The organism is Micrococcus sp. PSi08 (assembly GCF_054960655.1).
On record NZ_JBHNYP010000010.1, the window covers coordinates 41,724 to 57,711 of the forward strand.

A 15,988-nucleotide genomic window follows, 5' to 3' on the forward strand; every position below is an offset into this window, starting at 1 on the left:
TTTCACGGCAGGCTCTCGGCGGACAGACTCGAGGCGTCTCCACCCGTGGAGCCCGGACCACCGGTGCTGCAGAGGCGGGGACCGCCACCCCTGTCCGGCCGACTCAGTGAGGATCTGCCATGTCCGTCATCCGTACCCGTCGTCCCTCCCTCCGTCACCTGCCCGCCGCCGTCGCCGCCGCCGGCCTCATCACCACCGTCGCCCTCGCCGGCCCCGCCGCGGCCTGGGACGACGCCCATGGCCCCCAGGCCGGCTACTTGCAGGCCGTCGACCACGAGAACGTCACCGCCGCCTTCTTCCAGACCTACGACGGCTACGACCCGGAGGACCTCACGCTCACGCTCACCCCGGTGGCCGAGGACGGCACCCGCCTGGAGGGCGGCCAGGAGGTGGAGTTCACCGCCCTGGACGTCATCGACGGCGGCGCGGTGGACGTCCTGGAGACCCGCCGCGCGCTCGGCGCGGCCGGTGAAGGCCTCGTGCGGTACGACGTGGAGGTGGACGGGCAGATGCTGAACATGGGCATCACGCTCCAGGCGGACGCCGACCTCGCCGACGATCAGGGGGCGGCCGTGCACTCCGTCGACGGCCCGCAGATGGCCCACCTCGGGGACCGGCCCCTGGCCTGGGACTCGGCCATGCAGTTGGCACCCGGGGTGGAGGGCGCCGAGATCGTCCACCTGGTCGCCGCGCCGACGATGGAGAACACCTACGCGGCGGTCGTGGCCGAGCCGGCCCACGGTGAGGTCTTCGCGTTCCGTGACTCGGAGCACTCCCAGCTCCGTGCCTGGTACATCCCCGAGGAGGGCTTCGTCGGCACAGACACCTTCACCGTCGACTTCCACAGCGAGCACGTCGCCCATGTCCAGACCGTCACCGTGCATGTCGGCGAGGAGATCCCCGCCGCGTACGACGGCTTCCTCGATGCCGAGGAGGGCGTTCTCAACGGGAAGCCGCTCGACCTGACCGACCCGGACACCGCCGCGGCGCTCGCCGCGTTCCGGGGCGACGAGGCCGCCCCGGCTCCGGAGGACGAGGAGGAGCAGCCCGCTCCGGTCGAGGACGACGCCGACGAGCAGCACACGACCCCGGACACCGTCGAGACGGGGCAGTCCACCGGCTGGTGGCTGGCCGGCCTCGGCGCCGCCGCCGCGGGGGTGCTGGTCGCGGCCCGCCGTCGTCTCGGCCTGACCCGCTGACGGCCCGCCGCACACGGCCCCGTCGACGCGCCGCCCCTCTCACACACAGGGGCGGCGCGTCCGTGCCGGCCTGACACGCGGCCGGCAGTCCGCGGGTCAGTCGCCGAGGCCCGCGAGCAGCAGGTCCAGTCCCTCCTCGAAGGGTGCGTCCGCATAGGGGTTCCGCGCCCCCGTCGCGCGCGTGCCCCCGCCCGCCCGGAAGGCCTCGGCGGCCGCGCCAAGCGCGGGCAGGCGCTCCTGCGCCCCCGCCACCTCGAAGATGTCGGCCGGAGCGTCGACGTCGTACGCAGACCCGTAGATGAACGACTCGAGCGCGATCACCCGGGCCAGCACCTGCTCCGGCGCCAGACCGGTCCGGGCCAGCACCGCGCACACCGTCTCGTAGACCCGCTGCGTCGACGGGGCTCCCTCGATCGGCAGGGTCGCGATGAGCGGGATCAGCGGCGGATGGGCCGCGAAGACGTCGCGGTAGGAGCGCGCCCACGCCCGCAGGGCGGCGACGACGGGCACCTCGCCCCGGATCGCGGCCTCCAGCTCGACGAGCGAGACCTCGCCCATCACGGCGTCCTGCAGCAGGACGAGCAGCTCATGCTTGCCGCTGATGTGGTTGTAGAGCGCGCTCGGCGCCACGCCCAGGCGACGGCCGACCGCCGCCATGGTGAGCCCTTCGTATCCCTCGGTGCGGGCGACCGCGAGCGCCGCGTCCGCGATCGCTTCGCGGCTCAGAGCGGGGGAGAGAGGTCGTCCGCGGCGGCGGCGCGCCCGGGGCGGTTCAGTGGTCTCGTCCATCCGGCCATTCTGACCCGTCGGACGGGCAGGAGGTGTCAGGCCGGCTACGGACCAGCCTTCCCTTCCCGGCGCGCGGCCCGTACAGTGAGCGCCGACACTCTAAATGAACGGCATTCACCCGGGCCCCGCCCGATGCCCCGTCCCCGCCAGAGGAGCACCCCATGACCACCGCCCCCGCCACCGCCGGCCGCGAGCGCCGGACGAGCGACGTCGTCGTGATCGGCGCCGGCCCGGCCGGCCTCATGGCCGCCCGCACCGCGAAGGCCCAGGGCCTGTCCGTCACCGTCCTGGAGGCTCGCCGGCGCGTCGGCGGCCGCACCTGGAACGGCCTGGTCGAGGGCGCCGACGGCAAGGACCACTTCATCGAGATCGGCGGCCAGTGGATCTCCCCGGACCAGACCCGCCTCATCTCCCTGGTGGAGGAGCTCGGCCTGCCGACGTTCTCCCGCTTCCGCGACGGTCGCAACGTCTACGTGGACCCGCGCGGAGAACGCCACGTCTACGACGGCCTCGACTTCCCGGTGGCCGAGAAGACGGACCGGGAGATGGATCGCCTGATCGCCAAGATCGACGAACTGACCGCCGAGATCGACGCCGCCGCCCCGTGGGAGCACCCGCGGGCCGCCGAGCTGGACAAGATCTCCTTCCGGCACTGGCTGGAGCAGCAGTCCGACGACCCGGAGGCCATCGACAACGTCTCCATCTACATCGCCTCCGGCATGCTGACCAAGCCCTCCCACACCTTCTCCCTGCTCCAGGCGCTGCTCATGTCCGCCTCGGCGGGGTCGTTCCGCAACCTGGTGGACGAGGACTTCATCCTGGACAAGCGCGTCGAGGGCGGCATGCAGTCCGTGTCCCTGGCCATGGCCGCCGAGCTGGGCGACGACGTCGTCCTCGGCCAGCCGGTGCGCACCCTGCGCTGGGCCGAGCCGGACCCGTCCACCGCGGACGAGAAGAACGGTGTGGCCGCAGACGTGCGCAACGGCGTGGCGCACGACGGCGCCGCCGGCGACGTCGTGGCGCTCACTGACGACTACGAGGTGCACGCCCGCTACGCGGTCCTGGCCGTCCCGCCGAACCTCTACAGCCGCATCTCCTTCGAGCCGCCGATGCCGCGCGAGCAGCAGATCGCGCACCAGCACATCTCCATGGGCCTGGTCATCAAGGTGCACGCCGTGTACGAGACCCCGTTCTGGCGCGAGGAGGGCCTGTCCGGCACGTGCTTCGGTGGGGGCCGTCTCGTCCAGGAGATCTATGACAACACCAACCGCGGCGAGAACCTGGCCGGTGGCGCCCCGGGCAAGGAGGACCCGCACGGCACCCTCGTCGGCTTCGTGTCCGACGTGTACGCGGAGCAGATGTGGGCCCTGCCGGAGGAGGAGCGCAAGGCCGCGATCCTCGGCGCCATGGCCGAGTACCTCGGCCCCCGGACCCTCGAGCCGATCGCGTTCTTCCTCTCGGACATGGCCGCCGAGGAGTGGACCCGAGGCGCCTACGCCACCAGCTACGACCTCGGCGGGCTCTCCCGCTGGGGCCACCTCCAGAACCGCCCGACCGGTCCCATCCACTACGCGTGCTCGGACATCGCAGCCGAGGGCTACCAGCACGTGGACGGCGCGATCCGCATGGGCGAGGCCGCCGCCCTGGCCATCGCCGAGCGGGAAGCCACCGACGCGGGGCAGCCCACCGGCTGACCGGCCCGACGGACAAGGACATCCTCATGAGCGCATCCACCCCACGACGCCGCGTCGTCGACAATGAGGGACACGAGCACGTGTACCCGACCACCTCCGCCATCGAGCAGGTCAACCTGCTCAACCCGGGCGGGGTGAGCAACAAGGGGCTCCAGGCCGGCAAGGTCGGCCTGCTCGGGGCGGTGGTGATCGGCGTCTCCGTCGTCGCCCCCGCCTACACGTTGACCTCGGGCCTCGGGCCGACCATCAGCACCGTCGGCACCCACGTGCCCGCGATCCTGCTGCTCGGCTTCATCCCGATGCTCCTGGTGGCCCTCGGCTACCGGGCGCTGAACACGCGGGTGCCGGACTCCGGCACGTCGTTCACCTGGGCCACGCACGCCTTCGGGCCGTATGTCGGGTGGATGGGCGGCTGGGGGCTCATCGCCGCCTCCGTGATCGTGCTGTCCAACCTGGCGGCCGTCGCCGTCGACTTCACGTTCCTGCTGCTCGCCCAGATCACCGGGAGCCAGGCCATCGCGGACCTGGCCGGCAACCTGTGGGTCAACATCCCCCTGACCCTGGTGTACCTGGCCCTGGCCGGATGGATCTCGCACCGCGGCATGGAGACCACCAAGCACCTGCAGTACATCCTGGTGGCCTTCCAGATCCTGGCCCTCGGTGCGTTCGCGGTCGCCGCCCTGACGCAGTCCTCCCGTGGCGCGGGCTTCGACCCCACCCCGGTGCAGCTGGACTGGTTCAACCCGTTCACCGCGGGCGACTTCAGTGTGGTCGCGGCCGGCGTCTCCCTGTCCATCTTCCTGTTCTGGGGCTGGGACGTGACCCTCACGATGAACGAGGAGACCAAGGACCCCGAGCGCACCCCCGGCCGGGCCGCCGCCGTCACCGTGTTCGTCATCATCGCCGTCTACATCCTGTCCGCCCTGGCCGTGATCTCCTGGGCGGGCATCGGCTCCGAGGGCCTGGGCGCGGGCAATCCGGAGAACCAGGAGTCGATCTTCGCGGTCCTCGCCGGTCCGATCCTGGGCCCCTTCGCCGTGATCATGTCCAGCGCGATCCTCGTCAGCTCCCTGGCCTCCCTGCAGTCCACCATGGTCTCCCCGGCCCGCACCCTGTTGGCGATGGGCTTCTACCGGGCCGTGCCCGCGCGCTTCGCCGAGCTGAGCCCCCGGTTCAACAGCCCGGCCTTCGCGACCTGGGTGTGCGCGGGCTTCGCCGGCCTCTTCTACGTCGTCACGCGGCTGCTCTCCGAGAACGCCCTGTGGGACACCATCACCGCCCTGGGCCTGATGATCTGCTTCTACTACGGCATCACCGCCCTGGCCTGCGTCTGGTACTTCCGCCGCGAGTGGTTCACCTCGGTGGGCAACGCCCTCACCACCTTCCTGTTCCCGCTGATCGGCGGCCTCGTGCTGCTGGTGATGTTCTGCGTGACCGCGCTGGACTCCACCGACCCCGACTACGGCTCCGGCTCGTCCGTGTTCGGTGTCGGCACCGTGTTCATCCTGGGCATGGGCGTGCTGGCTATCGGCGTGGTACTGATGATGTGGACGCGGCTGCGCCACCCGGCCTACTTCCGTGGCGAGACCCTGCCGCAGACGGACTCGACCCGACCCATCCCGATCATCCGTCCGGACGACGACGGCACTGCCGTGGTCCGGGACCCGAACGAGAGGACCCACTCATGAGCACCCCCACCGGCTATCGCGTGCAGGACCCCAGCACCGACCAGGTCGTGGAGACCTTCCCGACCCTCGCCGACGGTGAGGTCGACCAGCTGCTGGCCGCCGCCGAGACCGCCCAGCGTGCGTGGGCCGCCCGCCCCATCGAGGAGCGCGCCACCATCGTGCAGAAGGTCGCGGACCTCTTCGAGGAGCGCAAGGACGAGCTCGCGCAGATCATCGCCACCGAGATGGGCAAGCGCGTGACCGAGGGCGTCGAGGAGGCGGAGTTCAGCTCGGCCATCTTCGGCTACTTCGCGGACAAGGGCCCCACCCTCGCCGCGGACCGCCCCATCGAGACCTACGGGGGCGGCCGCGCCATGATCCGCCACCTGCCCCTGGGTGTGCTGCTGGGGGTCATGCCCTGGAACTTCCCGTACTACCAGATCGCCCGTTTCGCCGCGCCGAACCTCATGCTCGGCAACGCGATCGTGCTCAAGCACGCCGAGATCTGCCCCCGCTCGGCCCTGGCCGTGCAGCAGATCATGGACGACGCCGGCGTGCCGGCCGGCGTGTACACCAACGTCTTCGCCACGCACGACCAGATCGCCGAGTTCATCGCCGACCCGCGCGTGGCCGGCGTGTCCCTGACCGGCTCCGAGCGGGCCGGCTCCGTGATCGGCGCGCTCGCGGGCCAGCACCTCAAGAAGGCCGTCCTCGAGCTCGGCGGGTCGGACCCGTACATCGTGCTCGACGCCGAGGACCCGGCCGAGGCCGCCCGCACCGCGTGGGCGACCCGCATGTACAACATGGGCCAGGCCTGCAACTCCAACAAGCGCATGATCGTCACGGCGGACATCCACGACGCCTTCGTGGCCGAGCTGGTGTCCCTGGCCGAGGCCATGAAGCCCGGGGAGGCCGCCGACGAGGACCCGACGGTGTTCACCCCGCTGTCCTCGCGCGGTGCCGCCGAGCGCCTGGCCGAGCAGGTGGAGCGGGCCCGGCAGCAGGGGGCGACCGTCCATGTCGGTGGGACCGTCACGGACGAGGCGGGCGCCCGCTTCGCCCCGGCCGTGATCACGGGCGTCACCTCCGAGATGGACGCCTACCGCGAGGAGCTCTTCGGCCCCGTCGCAGTCGTCTACAAGGTGGAGTCCGCGGACGAGGCGCTCGCCCTCGCCAACGACTCCCAGTACGGCCTGGGCGGCGCCGTGTTCTCCCAGGACGAGGCCCAGGCCGAGCGGATCGCCCGGCAGCTCGAGGTCGGCATGGCCAACGTCAACACGCCGGCGGGCGAGGGGACGGAGATCCCCTTCGGCGGCGTCAAGCGCTCCGGCTTCGGCCGCGAGCTCGGCCCGCTCGGCATGGACGAGTTCGTCAACAAGCAGACGTACTTCGTCCAGGACTGACACCCCACGACGACGACGGGCCCGCCTCCGGTGACCGGAGGCGGGCCCGTCCGCGTCCCCCGGCGAGGCGGGAGCAGTGGGTCAGCGACGCGCCAGACGTTCCAGCAGACGCTCCTCTGCGTCCTCGCCCGGGGTGATCCCGCGCGGGATGCGGAACAGGAAAACGAAGCCGAGCAGCCACCACAGGCCGAAGAAGGCATAGGCCATCGGGGCGATGGAGGCGGGCATCCCCGGAATGTAGAGGCTGAGCAGCCCCGCAGTGAGGATCACACCGGTCACGCCCAGCACTCGCCCGGCGGTCGCGCCGCCCGCGCGGAAGGGGCGGTCCATCTCCGGCTCGCGGCGGCGCAGGAGCAGGAACACGACGCAGACCATCATGTAGGTGAACACGATGGACGGGGATCCGGAGTCGACGAACCAGCCCAGGGCGCCCGCGCCGAAGAACGGCGCCGCGATGGAGAGCACGCCGATGAACAGCACCGCGTTCGACGGGGTCCGGTACTTCGGGTGGATGTGTCCGAACCAGCGGGGCAGCATGCCCGAGACGCCCATCGCGTAGAGCAGGCGAGCCGCGCCCATGAGCAGGGCGATCCAGGAGGTGAGGATGCCGGCCATGCCGCCCACGAGCAGCACGTTGGCCATGGCCGGGCTGTGGAACAGGGCCGCCATGGCGTCAGCCGTCACGAGGTCGGAGTTCACGAGCTGCTCACGGGGCATCGAGGACGCGTTCGTCAGGATCACCATGATGTACCAGAGGGTCGCGGCGGCCACCGAGACGATGATCATCACGCCCATGCGGCGAGGGGGCATGTTGAGCTCCTCGGCCGACTGCGGGATGACGTCGAAGCCCACGAAGAGGAACGGCACGACGACCATCACCGTGAAGAGGCCCCGGGCGTCCGTGAAGAGGGGCTCGAAGTTCGCGACGGAGCCACCCGTTCCGGCCCCGAACACCAGGAGAGCGCCGATGACGAGCAGCGTGGCGACGACGATCGTCTGCACGATGCCGGCCAGTTTGACGCCGATGTAGTTGATCCAGGTGATGACCACGGCGGCCCCGGCGCCGACCAGCGCCCAGACGAGGTAGACGTCCGAGCCGAAGGCGTTCCACAGCGGGATCGACTCGATCTCGGGCCAGATGTACGCGGCGGTGCGGGGGAGGGCGACGGCCTCGAACGCGACGATCGAGATGTAGCCGCCCGTGATGCCCCACGAACCGAGGAAGCTCCACCGCGCGCCCATGCCACGCAGCAGGTAGTGATGCTCGCCGCCGGCCTTCGGGATCGCTGCGACGAGCTCGGCGTACACCAGCGCGACGACGGTCATGATCAGGCCGCCGGAGACGATCGCGATGATCGAGCCCATGGTGCCGGCGTCCTTGAGCCAGCCGCCCACGAGGACGACCCAGCCGAAGCCGATCATGGCGCCGAAGCCCATGGCGTAGGCGTCGAGCGACGAGAGGGTCTTCTTGAGACCCGGCCCTGTCGCGGGCGGGGAGGAGGTCACGTGGCTCATGGAGCCCCCTTTCTCGGGGGGTGGGGAAGTGATGACCGCCATATTCTCCCCGATCGTCGGCCGGGGCCGTCTCCGTCAGTGACGCGCCTGTCACACAGCGGGTTCTAGGCTGGCGCGCCCTTGTCCCTTCATCCGGGGCGTGGCCATCATGGACCGGATCCCCGTCGAGAACTGCAGAATCGAGAATGTCTGATGTACCCCACCCCGATTACCTTCGACGTGGCGCGCGCCGGCCGCGCTCTCGCCCAGGTCAGTGTCCGCACCCTGGCCACCGCGGCCGGTCTCGAGAAGGAGCAGCTGCGCCGCTTCGAGAAGGGGCTGGCCGACCTGCGGGTGGACGAGCGTCTGCGTCTGGAGAAGGCCCTGCTGAAGTACGGCGTCGGGCTGGTCCCGGAGGACGAGTTCGGCGGCACGGGGGTCCGCCGGATCTTCACCGCCGAGAAGTCCCGGCGCCTCGAGGCCATGGAGAACGAAGGCGGCCCCGCGTACGAGGACGACATCTGAGTCCTCCGCCGACAGGCGGACGGCCCCGCATCCCGGGCAGGGATGCGGGGCCGTCGTCGTCGGTCCGCCGGTGGCGGGGGCTCAGGCGGACTGCAGCGCCTTCGTGACCTCGCTCAGGCCCTCCTTGAGGAGGTCTTCACCGATGGTCAGCGGCGGCAGGAAGCGTACGACGTTGCCGTAGGTGCCGCAGGTGAGCAGGATGACGCCGGTGGCGCGCACGGCCGCGGCCACGGTGGCGGTCAGCGTCGCGTCCGGCTCGCCGGTGGCGGGGCCCACGAACTCGATCGCCATCATCGCGCCGCGGCCGCGGACCTCGGCGATGCGGTCGTCGGCGTTCTGCTCGAAGTGCTCGCGGATGACCTGCTCGATCCGGCGGGCCTTCTCCAGGAGACCGTCCTCCTCGACGGCCTCGAACACGGCGAGCGCCGCCGCCGTGGCGACGGGGTTGCCGCCGTAGGTGCCCCCGAGGCCGCCCGGGTGCACGGAGTCCATCACCTCGGCGCGGCCGGTGACGCCGGAGAGCGGCATGCCGCCGGCGATGCCCTTGGCGGTCGCCATCAGGTCCGGCTCGATGCCCTCGGTCTCGGAGGCGAACCAGGCGCCGGTGCGGGCGATGCCGGACTGGACCTCGTCCGCGATGAACAGGACGTCGTTGGCCTTGCACCACTCGACCACGGCCGGCAGGAAGCCCTCGGCCGGGACGATGAAGCCGCCCTCGCCCTGGATCGGCTCCATGATCACGGCGGCCAGGTTGTCGGCACCGATCTGCTTCTCCAGCGCGGAGATGGCGCGCTGCGCGGCCTCGGCGCCGGACAGGCCGTCCCGCAGCGGGTAGGAGCCGGGCACGCGGTAGACCTCGGGGGCGAACGGTCCGAAGCTGTGCTTGTAGGGCATGGACTTGGCGGTCAGCGCCATCGTCAGGGTGGTGCGGCCGTGATAGGCGTGGTCGAACGCGGCCACGGCCTGCCTGCCGGTGTAGGCGCGGGCCACCTTGACGGCGTTCTCCACGGCCTCGGCGCCGGAGTTGAACAGGGCGGTGCGGGTCTCGCCGGGGATCGGGCAGGTGCGGTCCAGCTGCTCGGCCACGGCCACGTAGCCCTCGTAGGGGGTGATCATGAACGAGGTGTGGGTGAACTGCGCGACCTGCTCCTGGACGGCGGCCACGACGCGCGGGTGGGAGGCGCCCACGGAGGTGACGGCGATGCCGGAGGCCAGATCGATCAGGCGGTTGCCGTCCACGTCCTCAAGGATGCCGCCCGCGGCGCGGGCCGCGTACACCGGCATCGTGGTGGCCACGCCGGCTGGGACGGCGCCCTTCTGGCGCTCGGCGAGCTCACGGGAGCGAGGGCCGGGCAGCTCGGTGGCCAGGTGGCGGGTCTGCTCGAGGTCGGGGGTGGCGGTCATGGGGATGCCTCCTGGGAACGGCTCACGGGGAGCGGGGACGACGGGTGGGCACGACGACGACGCGTCGGGCCGCGTCCTCCCATGGTGGGGCGTCGGGTCCATGCCGTCCAGTGATGATCTGGCATGGCGGCTATGCTCATCCGGCATGGAGGAGAAACTGCTCAGGGCCTTCGTCACGGTGGCCGAGGTCGGCACGGTCTCGGGGGCCGCGATCCGCCTGGATCTCGTGCAGTCCGCGCTCAGTCGGCAGCTGCAGCGGCTTCAGCGTGAGCTGCGCCTGCCACTGTTCGCCCGGGTCGGCGGCCGGCTCGAGCTGACGACGGCCGGCGAGGCGTTCCTCCCGGTGGCGCGCGAGGTCCTCGTCGCCCATCGCCGGGCGGAGCAGGCGGCCCGCACGCTCGCCTCCGGTCGGCTCACGGACGTGGCCGTGGCCGCACCGGGCACCACCCTCATCGACGTCGCGCTGCCGTTCGTGGCCACCTTCGGGGAGGAGGACCCGCGCCCGCGCGTCGCGGAGACCCAGCTGGACGACTCGCTGCTCGACGCCGTCGCGCGGCACGACCTCGTGGTGATGCCGACGGTGCCGCCGCCCTCCGTCGCGTCGCTGCCGCTGATGGACCTGCCGGTCTGGGCGTACGTCGCCCCGGGCCACCCCTGGGCGGGCCGGACGCGGGTGTCCCTCGACGACCTCGTGGCCCAGCCGGTCGTCGCACCCGCCCGCACCTTCATGGCGCGGCGCGTCCTCGACGGCGCCGTGGCCGTGGCGGGCCTCACGCCGCCGGCCCTCGTCGAGGCGAACTCCGGGCGGGTGGCCCAGGCCCTGGTCGCGACGGGGGCGGGCGTCGCCGTCGTCACCGAGGACCCGGCCTTCGGGTTGACGCCGGTGCGGGTCATCGCGCAGGGGCGGGCGCTCGCGGTGCGACTGCACGCGGCGTGGCGGGAGGACCACTTCGCCACCGCGACGCTGGAGAAGATCGCCCGTCGGCTGCAGGCCTTCGTCCGGGACCGCTATGCCGAGCCCGGGGATGACGCGCCGCGCTGAGGCCGGAGCGCGTGAGACCATGCCGTCGTCGGACGCGGCCCCGGGCGGGCCGCGTCGATGCACACGAGGGGAGAACCCGGATGAACACCACCGTCCGACGCGCCCTGTGGGTGGTCCTGTTGCTGCTGTGCCTGAGCCTCGTGTTCCTCGCGCTGCGCGGGGTGCTGGCGGTCGGCGCCGTGCCGATCAGCGCTGCCCCCACCCTCAGCGCCACGGCGTCCGTGAGCCCGTCCTCTGCGGCAACCACGCGGGAGGCGGCGGTTCCCATCGAGACCCAGGAACCCGCCGGCGCACCCACGCCGTCCGAGGAGCCGACCCCCACCGAGGAGCCAGCCCCCGCCGCGGCCGCCCACCTCTCCGGCCCCGCCGCCCCGTGGGACGAGATCACGGCGACGCCCGTGCACGTGGACGTCCACCAGGACGGCGAGCAGATCGTCGGAGCGGGGATCGACCTCACGCAGTTGGACGAGGGCGGCGAACTGGACCCGGAGCCACAGACGGTCGGCTGGTACGGCCCGCCGCAGTGGGGCACCACGCCGGGGGAGCGGTCCCGGTACGCGGGGGTCCTGGCCGGGCACGTCGTCTACTACGGCGTGCGGGACGTGTTCTGGAACCTGGGCGACGTGCGGGCGGGCGCCGTCGTCGTGGTGACGTACGACGACGGCACGCAGGCCGCCTTCGAGGCGGACTCGGACGCGGTCTCGGTGGAGAAGGAGGCGCTCACCCAGGATCCGGCGAACCGCTGGGCCTGGGAGCCCGGGGGCGACGACGCGAAGGTCACGCTGATCACGTGCGACCTCGTGCCGGGCACCGGGATGGCCGGGAACGCCTTCAACAACTGGGTGGTGCAGGCCACCCGCGTCGCCTGAGGCCGCGGTGACCCCGGGGCAGGGAGGCCGGAGGGGTACCCTGGGGAGGCCGGGGCGGCCGACCGCGTCGGACCGCCATTGACCCCGTGACCGGGTGACGACCGCCGAGAGGACCTGCGCCCATGAGCCGAGCCGACATCGCCCCCGCCCGCGTGCGCCCCCGCCGCTGGAGCGTGGCCGTCGGAGGGGCGCTCCTGAGCATCACCCTGGCCACCGGCGGCTGCAGCGTCGCCGAGGAGCCCGGACAGACCGGTGGCACGGAGGCGGGGAACACCTACCTGGAGGGCGTGCTGGCCAGCCCCAGCCAGACGTCCGCCGACCCGCTCGCGGCGGACATCCAGTTCGCGGGTCTGCTGCTGCGCAACCACCGCGACGCGATCCAGCAGTCCGATCAGGTGCTGGGCAAGGACGGCGTGGACCAGGAGATCCGGGCCACCGCCGAACGGATGAAGTCCGAGCACGAGGAGCGGGCGGGCCGGCTCGAGTCGATGCTCGAGGGCTGGGGCGTCCCCTCGGATGACGTGCGCGGTGCGGGTGCCGAGTCGACCCCGTCTGCGCAGCCCGAGTCCACGGAGGACGCGGAGCCGACCCAGATCGTGGGCGACGAGCTGCGCGCCGGACTCCTGTCCGACCGGGAGAAGAACGTGCTGGCCGCCGCCGAGCCGGAGGAGGCAGGACGGATCTACCTGCTCCAGATGCGCCGCCTCTATCAGGGCGCGCTGACGATCTCCGCCACGGAGGCGGAGGACGGCTCGGACGACGCGGCGAAGGAGCTGGCCTCCAGCGTGGTCGAGGGCCATCGCAAGGAGCTGGAGAGTTTGGCCGCGACGCTCGGGGAGATGGGCGTGATCGGGTCGAGCGGGGCGCGCACGGCGGAACCGTCCGGGTTCACCGGCCCCATCAAGATCGAGGGCACCGGCGCGGACGGCGGCTCCGTCCCCTCGGACTTCGTCCCGGAGCCGCTGCAGCGGGTGCGCAGCTTCCGCGCCACCCAGAAGCCGGTGCTGCCGTCGTCGAGCTCGCCCAGTTCCTCCAGCGCGTCGGGCTCCGCCAGCGCGTCCGGCCGGGACGCCGAGGACCAGCGGGGGCGGGACGCCGCATCGGCGAGCCCGTCGCCCAGCCCGGCCGACACGGCGCAGGCCACCCCGCGCCCCTCCTCCGGGGCAAGCCCCTCGCCCAGCGCATCCCGCTGACGCGCGGCGCCGGCCGGCCCGATCCGCATCGCGCGTCGCCGTGACCGAGTCGATAGCGCTTCGTCACCGGATGGTGACCCGCCTCACGTCCGTGCGGCGTAGATTCGTGCCGACGCGGCGAGTGCGGCATCCGGTCGACCTCGGGCGTCCGAGCCGGAGAACCCTTCAGCCCGTCGCAGCACCGCACCCCTGGAGGAGCACGATGCGCACCGCCCGACCGACCCGCCTTGCCGCCGCCCTGGGCGCCGGCGTCCTTCTCACCGGCCTGGGGGCGACCCCTGCCCTCGCCTCACCCGCCCACCCCGCTGGATGGACCGCCGAGCACGGCCTGCCCGGCGGATCCTTCCTCGTGGCCAGCGCGGAGGGTGAGACCGGTGCCTCCTTCGGCACCGAGTTCGAGGTGGACGAGTCCGACGTCCGCCTGACGGTGGCTCCGGTGCTGGAGGGGGAGGCCCGCGGCGCCGAGACCGAGGTCCCGTTCACGTACGACGACGAGTTGGAGCGCGGTGACTTCGACGTCGCCGCGGCCCGGCGGAGCCTGGGCGAGTCGGGGACCGGTCCCGTCGTCTACACCCTCTACGTCCTGGGCGGCGAGGTGGCCGCCCTCACCTACGGTCCGGACGCCGACCTCACCGACGCTGACCCGGGCGAGCCGCTGCGCGCCGACCAGCGTCATGAGCTCGGCTTCCACATGCTCCCCACCGCCTGGGACACCACCCTGCTCGCGGCGCCGGGGGAGCGACACGTGTTCATCTCCTCGTACACGGGCGATGAGGCGGCGCCGCTGACGCTCGTCGCGGGCCCGGCCGAGGGTCGGGTCGTCGAGGTGACGGAGGAGGAGACCGGCGGGCCGCGCGGCTACGTGTACCAGGCGCCCGAGGGCTTCACCGGATCCGACACCGTCACCCTGCGGGCCACGAGGGACGGCGTGACGACGACGCGGACGGTGACCGTGCGGTTCGGCGATCCCCGCGTGGACCTCTACGACTGGGAGAACGGGCGGATCCCGGGGTTCGTGACCTTCCCCGTGGCCGGCCCGTTCGACGACGCTCCGGGCCAGCCGGCCGATCCCGACACTCCCACCTCGCCGGCGGAGCCCGAGACCCCTGCGGATCCGGCCGACGGCGAGCACACGGTGCCGGACACGGTCGAGACCGGGCGTGGTCCGGCGGCGTGGCCCGTCGCCGTCGCGGTGCTGGCCGCGGGCGTCCTGGCCGTGGTGCGCCGGCACCGCGTCGCGGCCTGACCGCGCCGGTCAGTGGGGCGCGAGCAGCGCGCTCTTCTCCGGGTGCTCGTCGAACCACTGGGCGACGTACCAGCACATCGGCACGATGCGGCGGCCCCCTGCGGGGCCGCCGTTCGTCGCGATGTCCTCGACGGCGCCCGCGGTCAGCGCGGCGGCGTGGCCCCGGCCGCGGTGCACCGGGATGGTGAACGCGCGGTTCAGGGAGACGGCCGCGCCGTTGTCCCGGAAGTCGAGGACGGCGAGCAGTGTGCCGCCGTCGTGGAGCTCGTAGCGGGACTCGGCGTCATTGCGGGTGACGGTGGGGGAGGTGCTCATGCCGGGGCAACCCCCGGTGGTCACGGGGTATTCCGACGCCGGCCGGCGGCGGGCTCCTACATGTAGTGGTCCGCGGGGGCCGGACACGCCGCTCGCGGACGTGGCGAACCCGACTTTCCGGCTGTGGGAACCCGGCCCCGAGATCTCCACCGGCTGTGGACAGTCGACCTCGGTCCCGGCGTGTCCCGCATGTCCGCGCGGATCGTCTCGCACAGCAGGGTGTGGACAGGATGGCCAGAGGGTGGGGATACGTAACTACAGCGGTGTGACTACTACATGTAGGGATGGTTCCCGGCTGTGATCACTAGATGTAGTATCGACGCAGATGTTCGGCACGCCCCGTGATTCACCTCGCGGGCGCCGCGCCGACACCCGCAGACCACCAGAGACCACGAAGGAACAGGGATCGCCATGACCGTCACCGTGTACACCAAGCCGGCCTGCGTGCAGTGCAACGCCACCTACCGTGCACTGGACAAGAAGGGCATCGCCTACGAGGTCGTGGACATGTCCCAGGACCCCGCCGCCCTCGAGCGCGTCCGTGCCCTCGGCTTCATGCAGGCCCCCGTCGTCGTCACCGAGACCGACTCCTGGTCCGGCTTCCGCCCGGACAAGATCGCCGAGCTCGCCGAGTCCGCCGCGGCATCGGTGGCCTGACCGGAGTCGACATGACCGTCGCCGCGGACCCGAGCCACATCCGCTCGGCCGAGGCGCAGGGGCTCGTCCCCACCGACGCGGGACTGATCTACTTCTCCTCCGCCTCCAACTACACGCACCGCTTCGTCGAGAAGCTCGAGCTGCCCGAGGACCGGGTGGCTCGACTGCCGTTGATCACCCGGGAGCCCACCCTCGGGGCCACCGCCCCGTACGTCCTGATGACCCCCACCTACGGCGGGGGCAGCGGGCCGGGCGCGGTCCCGAAGCAGGTGATCAAGTTCCTCAACGTCCCGGAGAACCGTCACTGGATTCGGGGCGTGATCGCGTCCGGGAACACCAACTTCCATGAGGGCTACTGCCTGGCCGGCTACATCATCTCCCGCAAGTGCCAGGTCCCCCTCATGTACAAATTCGAGCTGATGGGCACGCCCGACGACGTCGAACGCGTCCGCGGCGGCCTGGAAGGACTGTGGACATGACCACCACCGCAC

15 protein-coding genes are annotated in these 15,988 nt (G+C 72.0%); 11 read left to right on the forward strand and 4 right to left on the reverse strand.

The genetic code is table 11. The features are described 5' to 3' along the window. The first annotated feature begins 119 nt into the window (after positions 1–119). A complete protein-coding gene (locus ACFI33_RS04890; RefSeq protein WP_049145450.1) occupies positions 120–1,199 on the forward strand; it encodes a hypothetical protein in 1,080 nt (359 codons plus the stop codon). A gap of 96 nt (positions 1,200–1,295) precedes the next feature. Here ACFI33_RS04890 and ACFI33_RS04895 read toward each other — a convergent pair whose 3' ends face one another. Continuing rightward, the gene (locus tag ACFI33_RS04895; protein ID WP_036381598.1) at positions 1,296–1,988 is read right to left on the reverse strand and encodes a TetR/AcrR family transcriptional regulator; all 693 of its coding nucleotides are present in this window, start codon (positions 1,986–1,988) and stop codon (positions 1,296–1,298) included. A gap of 161 nt (positions 1,989–2,149) precedes the next feature. Here ACFI33_RS04895 and ACFI33_RS04900 point away from each other — a divergent pair, with 161 nt between their 5' ends. From ACFI33_RS04900 to ACFI33_RS04910, 3 genes are read left to right on the forward strand one after another with little or no spacing between them, the layout of a single operon-like run. After that, positions 2,150–3,682, forward strand: a complete 1,533-nt coding sequence (locus ACFI33_RS04900) for a flavin monoamine oxidase family protein (protein WP_041103003.1) — start codon at positions 2,150–2,152, stop codon at positions 3,680–3,682. A 26-nt stretch (positions 3,683–3,708) separates the two neighbouring features. Continuing rightward, the gene (locus ACFI33_RS04905) at positions 3,709–5,370 is read left to right on the forward strand and encodes an APC family permease (protein ID WP_462623785.1); all 1,662 of its coding nucleotides are present in this window, start codon (positions 3,709–3,711) and stop codon (positions 5,368–5,370) included. Next, on the forward strand, positions 5,367–6,752 hold the full coding sequence (locus ACFI33_RS04910; protein ID WP_462623786.1) for an NAD-dependent succinate-semialdehyde dehydrogenase: 1,386 nt from the start codon (positions 5,367–5,369) through the stop codon (positions 6,750–6,752). Before ACFI33_RS04905 ends, ACFI33_RS04910 begins: the two co-directional genes overlap by 4 nt. Positions 6,753–6,833: 81 nt before the next feature. On the opposite strand, the gene ACFI33_RS04915 is transcribed toward ACFI33_RS04910, so the two are convergent. Continuing rightward, entirely contained in the window at positions 6,834–8,267 is a 1,434-nt protein-coding gene (locus tag ACFI33_RS04915; protein ID WP_073115388.1) for an APC family permease, read from the reverse strand. A 192-nt stretch (positions 8,268–8,459) separates the two neighbouring features. Between ACFI33_RS04915 and ACFI33_RS04920 the strand changes: the two genes are divergently transcribed. Next, positions 8,460–8,771 (forward strand): hypothetical protein, encoded by a 312-nt coding sequence (locus tag ACFI33_RS04920; RefSeq protein WP_036316962.1) that lies wholly within the window; start codon positions 8,460–8,462, stop codon positions 8,769–8,771. An 81-nt stretch (positions 8,772–8,852) separates the two neighbouring features. Here ACFI33_RS04920 and gabT read toward each other — a convergent pair whose 3' ends face one another. Continuing rightward, positions 8,853–10,175, reverse strand: a complete 1,323-nt coding sequence (gene gabT, locus ACFI33_RS04925) for a 4-aminobutyrate--2-oxoglutarate transaminase (protein ID WP_095354175.1) — start codon at positions 10,173–10,175, stop codon at positions 8,853–8,855. A gap of 145 nt (positions 10,176–10,320) precedes the next feature. On the opposite strand from gabT, the gene ACFI33_RS04930 reads away from it, so the two are divergent. The 4 genes from ACFI33_RS04930 (at position 10,321) to ACFI33_RS04945 (ending at position 14,525) form a co-directional block, all read left to right on the forward strand. Beyond that, on the forward strand, positions 10,321–11,217 hold the full coding sequence (locus ACFI33_RS04930; RefSeq protein WP_095354177.1) for a LysR family transcriptional regulator: 897 nt from the start codon (positions 10,321–10,323) through the stop codon (positions 11,215–11,217). Positions 11,218–11,297: 80 nt separating this feature from the next. Then, positions 11,298–12,086 (forward strand): class F sortase, encoded by a 789-nt coding sequence (locus ACFI33_RS04935; protein ID WP_095354179.1) that lies wholly within the window; start codon positions 11,298–11,300, stop codon positions 12,084–12,086. 122 nt (positions 12,087–12,208) lie between these two features. Further along, positions 12,209–13,279 (forward strand): DUF305 domain-containing protein, encoded by a 1,071-nt coding sequence (locus ACFI33_RS04940; RefSeq protein WP_036313160.1) that lies wholly within the window; start codon positions 12,209–12,211, stop codon positions 13,277–13,279. Positions 13,280–13,481: 202 nt separating this feature from the next. After that, positions 13,482–14,525: a hypothetical protein gene (locus tag ACFI33_RS04945; protein WP_127445755.1), complete on the forward strand. Its 1,044-nt coding sequence runs from the start codon at positions 13,482–13,484 to the stop codon at positions 14,523–14,525. Between the two features lie 9 nt (positions 14,526–14,534). Here ACFI33_RS04945 and ACFI33_RS04950 read toward each other — a convergent pair whose 3' ends face one another. Continuing rightward, positions 14,535–14,840: a GNAT family N-acetyltransferase gene (locus ACFI33_RS04950; RefSeq protein WP_095354181.1), complete on the reverse strand. Its 306-nt coding sequence runs from the start codon at positions 14,838–14,840 to the stop codon at positions 14,535–14,537. Between the two features lie 411 nt (positions 14,841–15,251). On the opposite strand from ACFI33_RS04950, the gene nrdH reads away from it, so the two are divergent. Both nrdH and nrdI read left to right on the forward strand, forming a co-directional pair. After that, entirely contained in the window at positions 15,252–15,497 is a 246-nt protein-coding gene (gene nrdH / locus ACFI33_RS04955) for a glutaredoxin-like protein NrdH (protein WP_036313172.1), read from the forward strand. 11 nt (positions 15,498–15,508) lie between these two features. Next, positions 15,509–15,976, forward strand: coding sequence for a class Ib ribonucleoside-diphosphate reductase assembly flavoprotein NrdI (nrdI, locus tag ACFI33_RS04960; protein WP_004167610.1), 468 nt, complete (start codon positions 15,509–15,511; stop codon positions 15,974–15,976). The last annotated feature ends 12 nt before the right edge of the window (positions 15,977–15,988 follow it).

What these genes read in the sequence shown, in the direction of transcription:
- ACFI33_RS04920 (WP_036316962.1), top strand. Translation starts at nt 8,460, where the DNA reads ATGTACCCCACCCCGATTACCTTCGACGTGGCGCGCGCCGGCCGCGCT.
- ACFI33_RS04930 (WP_095354177.1), top strand. Translation starts at nt 10,321, where the DNA reads ATGGAGGAGAAACTGCTCAGGGCCTTCGTCACGGTGGCCGAGGTCGGC.
- ACFI33_RS04895 (WP_036381598.1), bottom strand. Translation starts at nt 1,988, where the DNA reads ATGGACGAGACCACTGAACCGCCCCGGGCGCGCCGCCGCCGCGGACGA.
- ACFI33_RS04945 (WP_127445755.1), top strand. Translation starts at nt 13,482, where the DNA reads ATGCGCACCGCCCGACCGACCCGCCTTGCCGCCGCCCTGGGCGCCGGC.
- ACFI33_RS04935 (WP_095354179.1), top strand. Translation starts at nt 11,298, where the DNA reads ATGAACACCACCGTCCGACGCGCCCTGTGGGTGGTCCTGTTGCTGCTG.
- nrdI (WP_004167610.1), top strand. Translation starts at nt 15,509, where the DNA reads ATGACCGTCGCCGCGGACCCGAGCCACATCCGCTCGGCCGAGGCGCAG.
- ACFI33_RS04900 (WP_041103003.1), top strand. Translation starts at nt 2,150, where the DNA reads ATGACCACCGCCCCCGCCACCGCCGGCCGCGAGCGCCGGACGAGCGAC.
- gabT (WP_095354175.1), bottom strand. Translation starts at nt 10,175, where the DNA reads ATGACCGCCACCCCCGACCTCGAGCAGACCCGCCACCTGGCCACCGAG.
- nrdH (WP_036313172.1), top strand. Translation starts at nt 15,252, where the DNA reads ATGACCGTCACCGTGTACACCAAGCCGGCCTGCGTGCAGTGCAACGCC.
- ACFI33_RS04890 (WP_049145450.1), top strand. Translation starts at nt 120, where the DNA reads ATGTCCGTCATCCGTACCCGTCGTCCCTCCCTCCGTCACCTGCCCGCC.
- ACFI33_RS04940 (WP_036313160.1), top strand. Translation starts at nt 12,209, where the DNA reads ATGAGCCGAGCCGACATCGCCCCCGCCCGCGTGCGCCCCCGCCGCTGG.
- ACFI33_RS04910 (WP_462623786.1), top strand. Translation starts at nt 5,367, where the DNA reads ATGAGCACCCCCACCGGCTATCGCGTGCAGGACCCCAGCACCGACCAG.
- ACFI33_RS04915 (WP_073115388.1), bottom strand. Translation starts at nt 8,267, where the DNA reads ATGAGCCACGTGACCTCCTCCCCGCCCGCGACAGGGCCGGGTCTCAAG.
- ACFI33_RS04950 (WP_095354181.1), bottom strand. Translation starts at nt 14,840, where the DNA reads ATGAGCACCTCCCCCACCGTCACCCGCAATGACGCCGAGTCCCGCTAC.
- ACFI33_RS04905 (WP_462623785.1), top strand. Translation starts at nt 3,709, where the DNA reads ATGAGCGCATCCACCCCACGACGCCGCGTCGTCGACAATGAGGGACAC.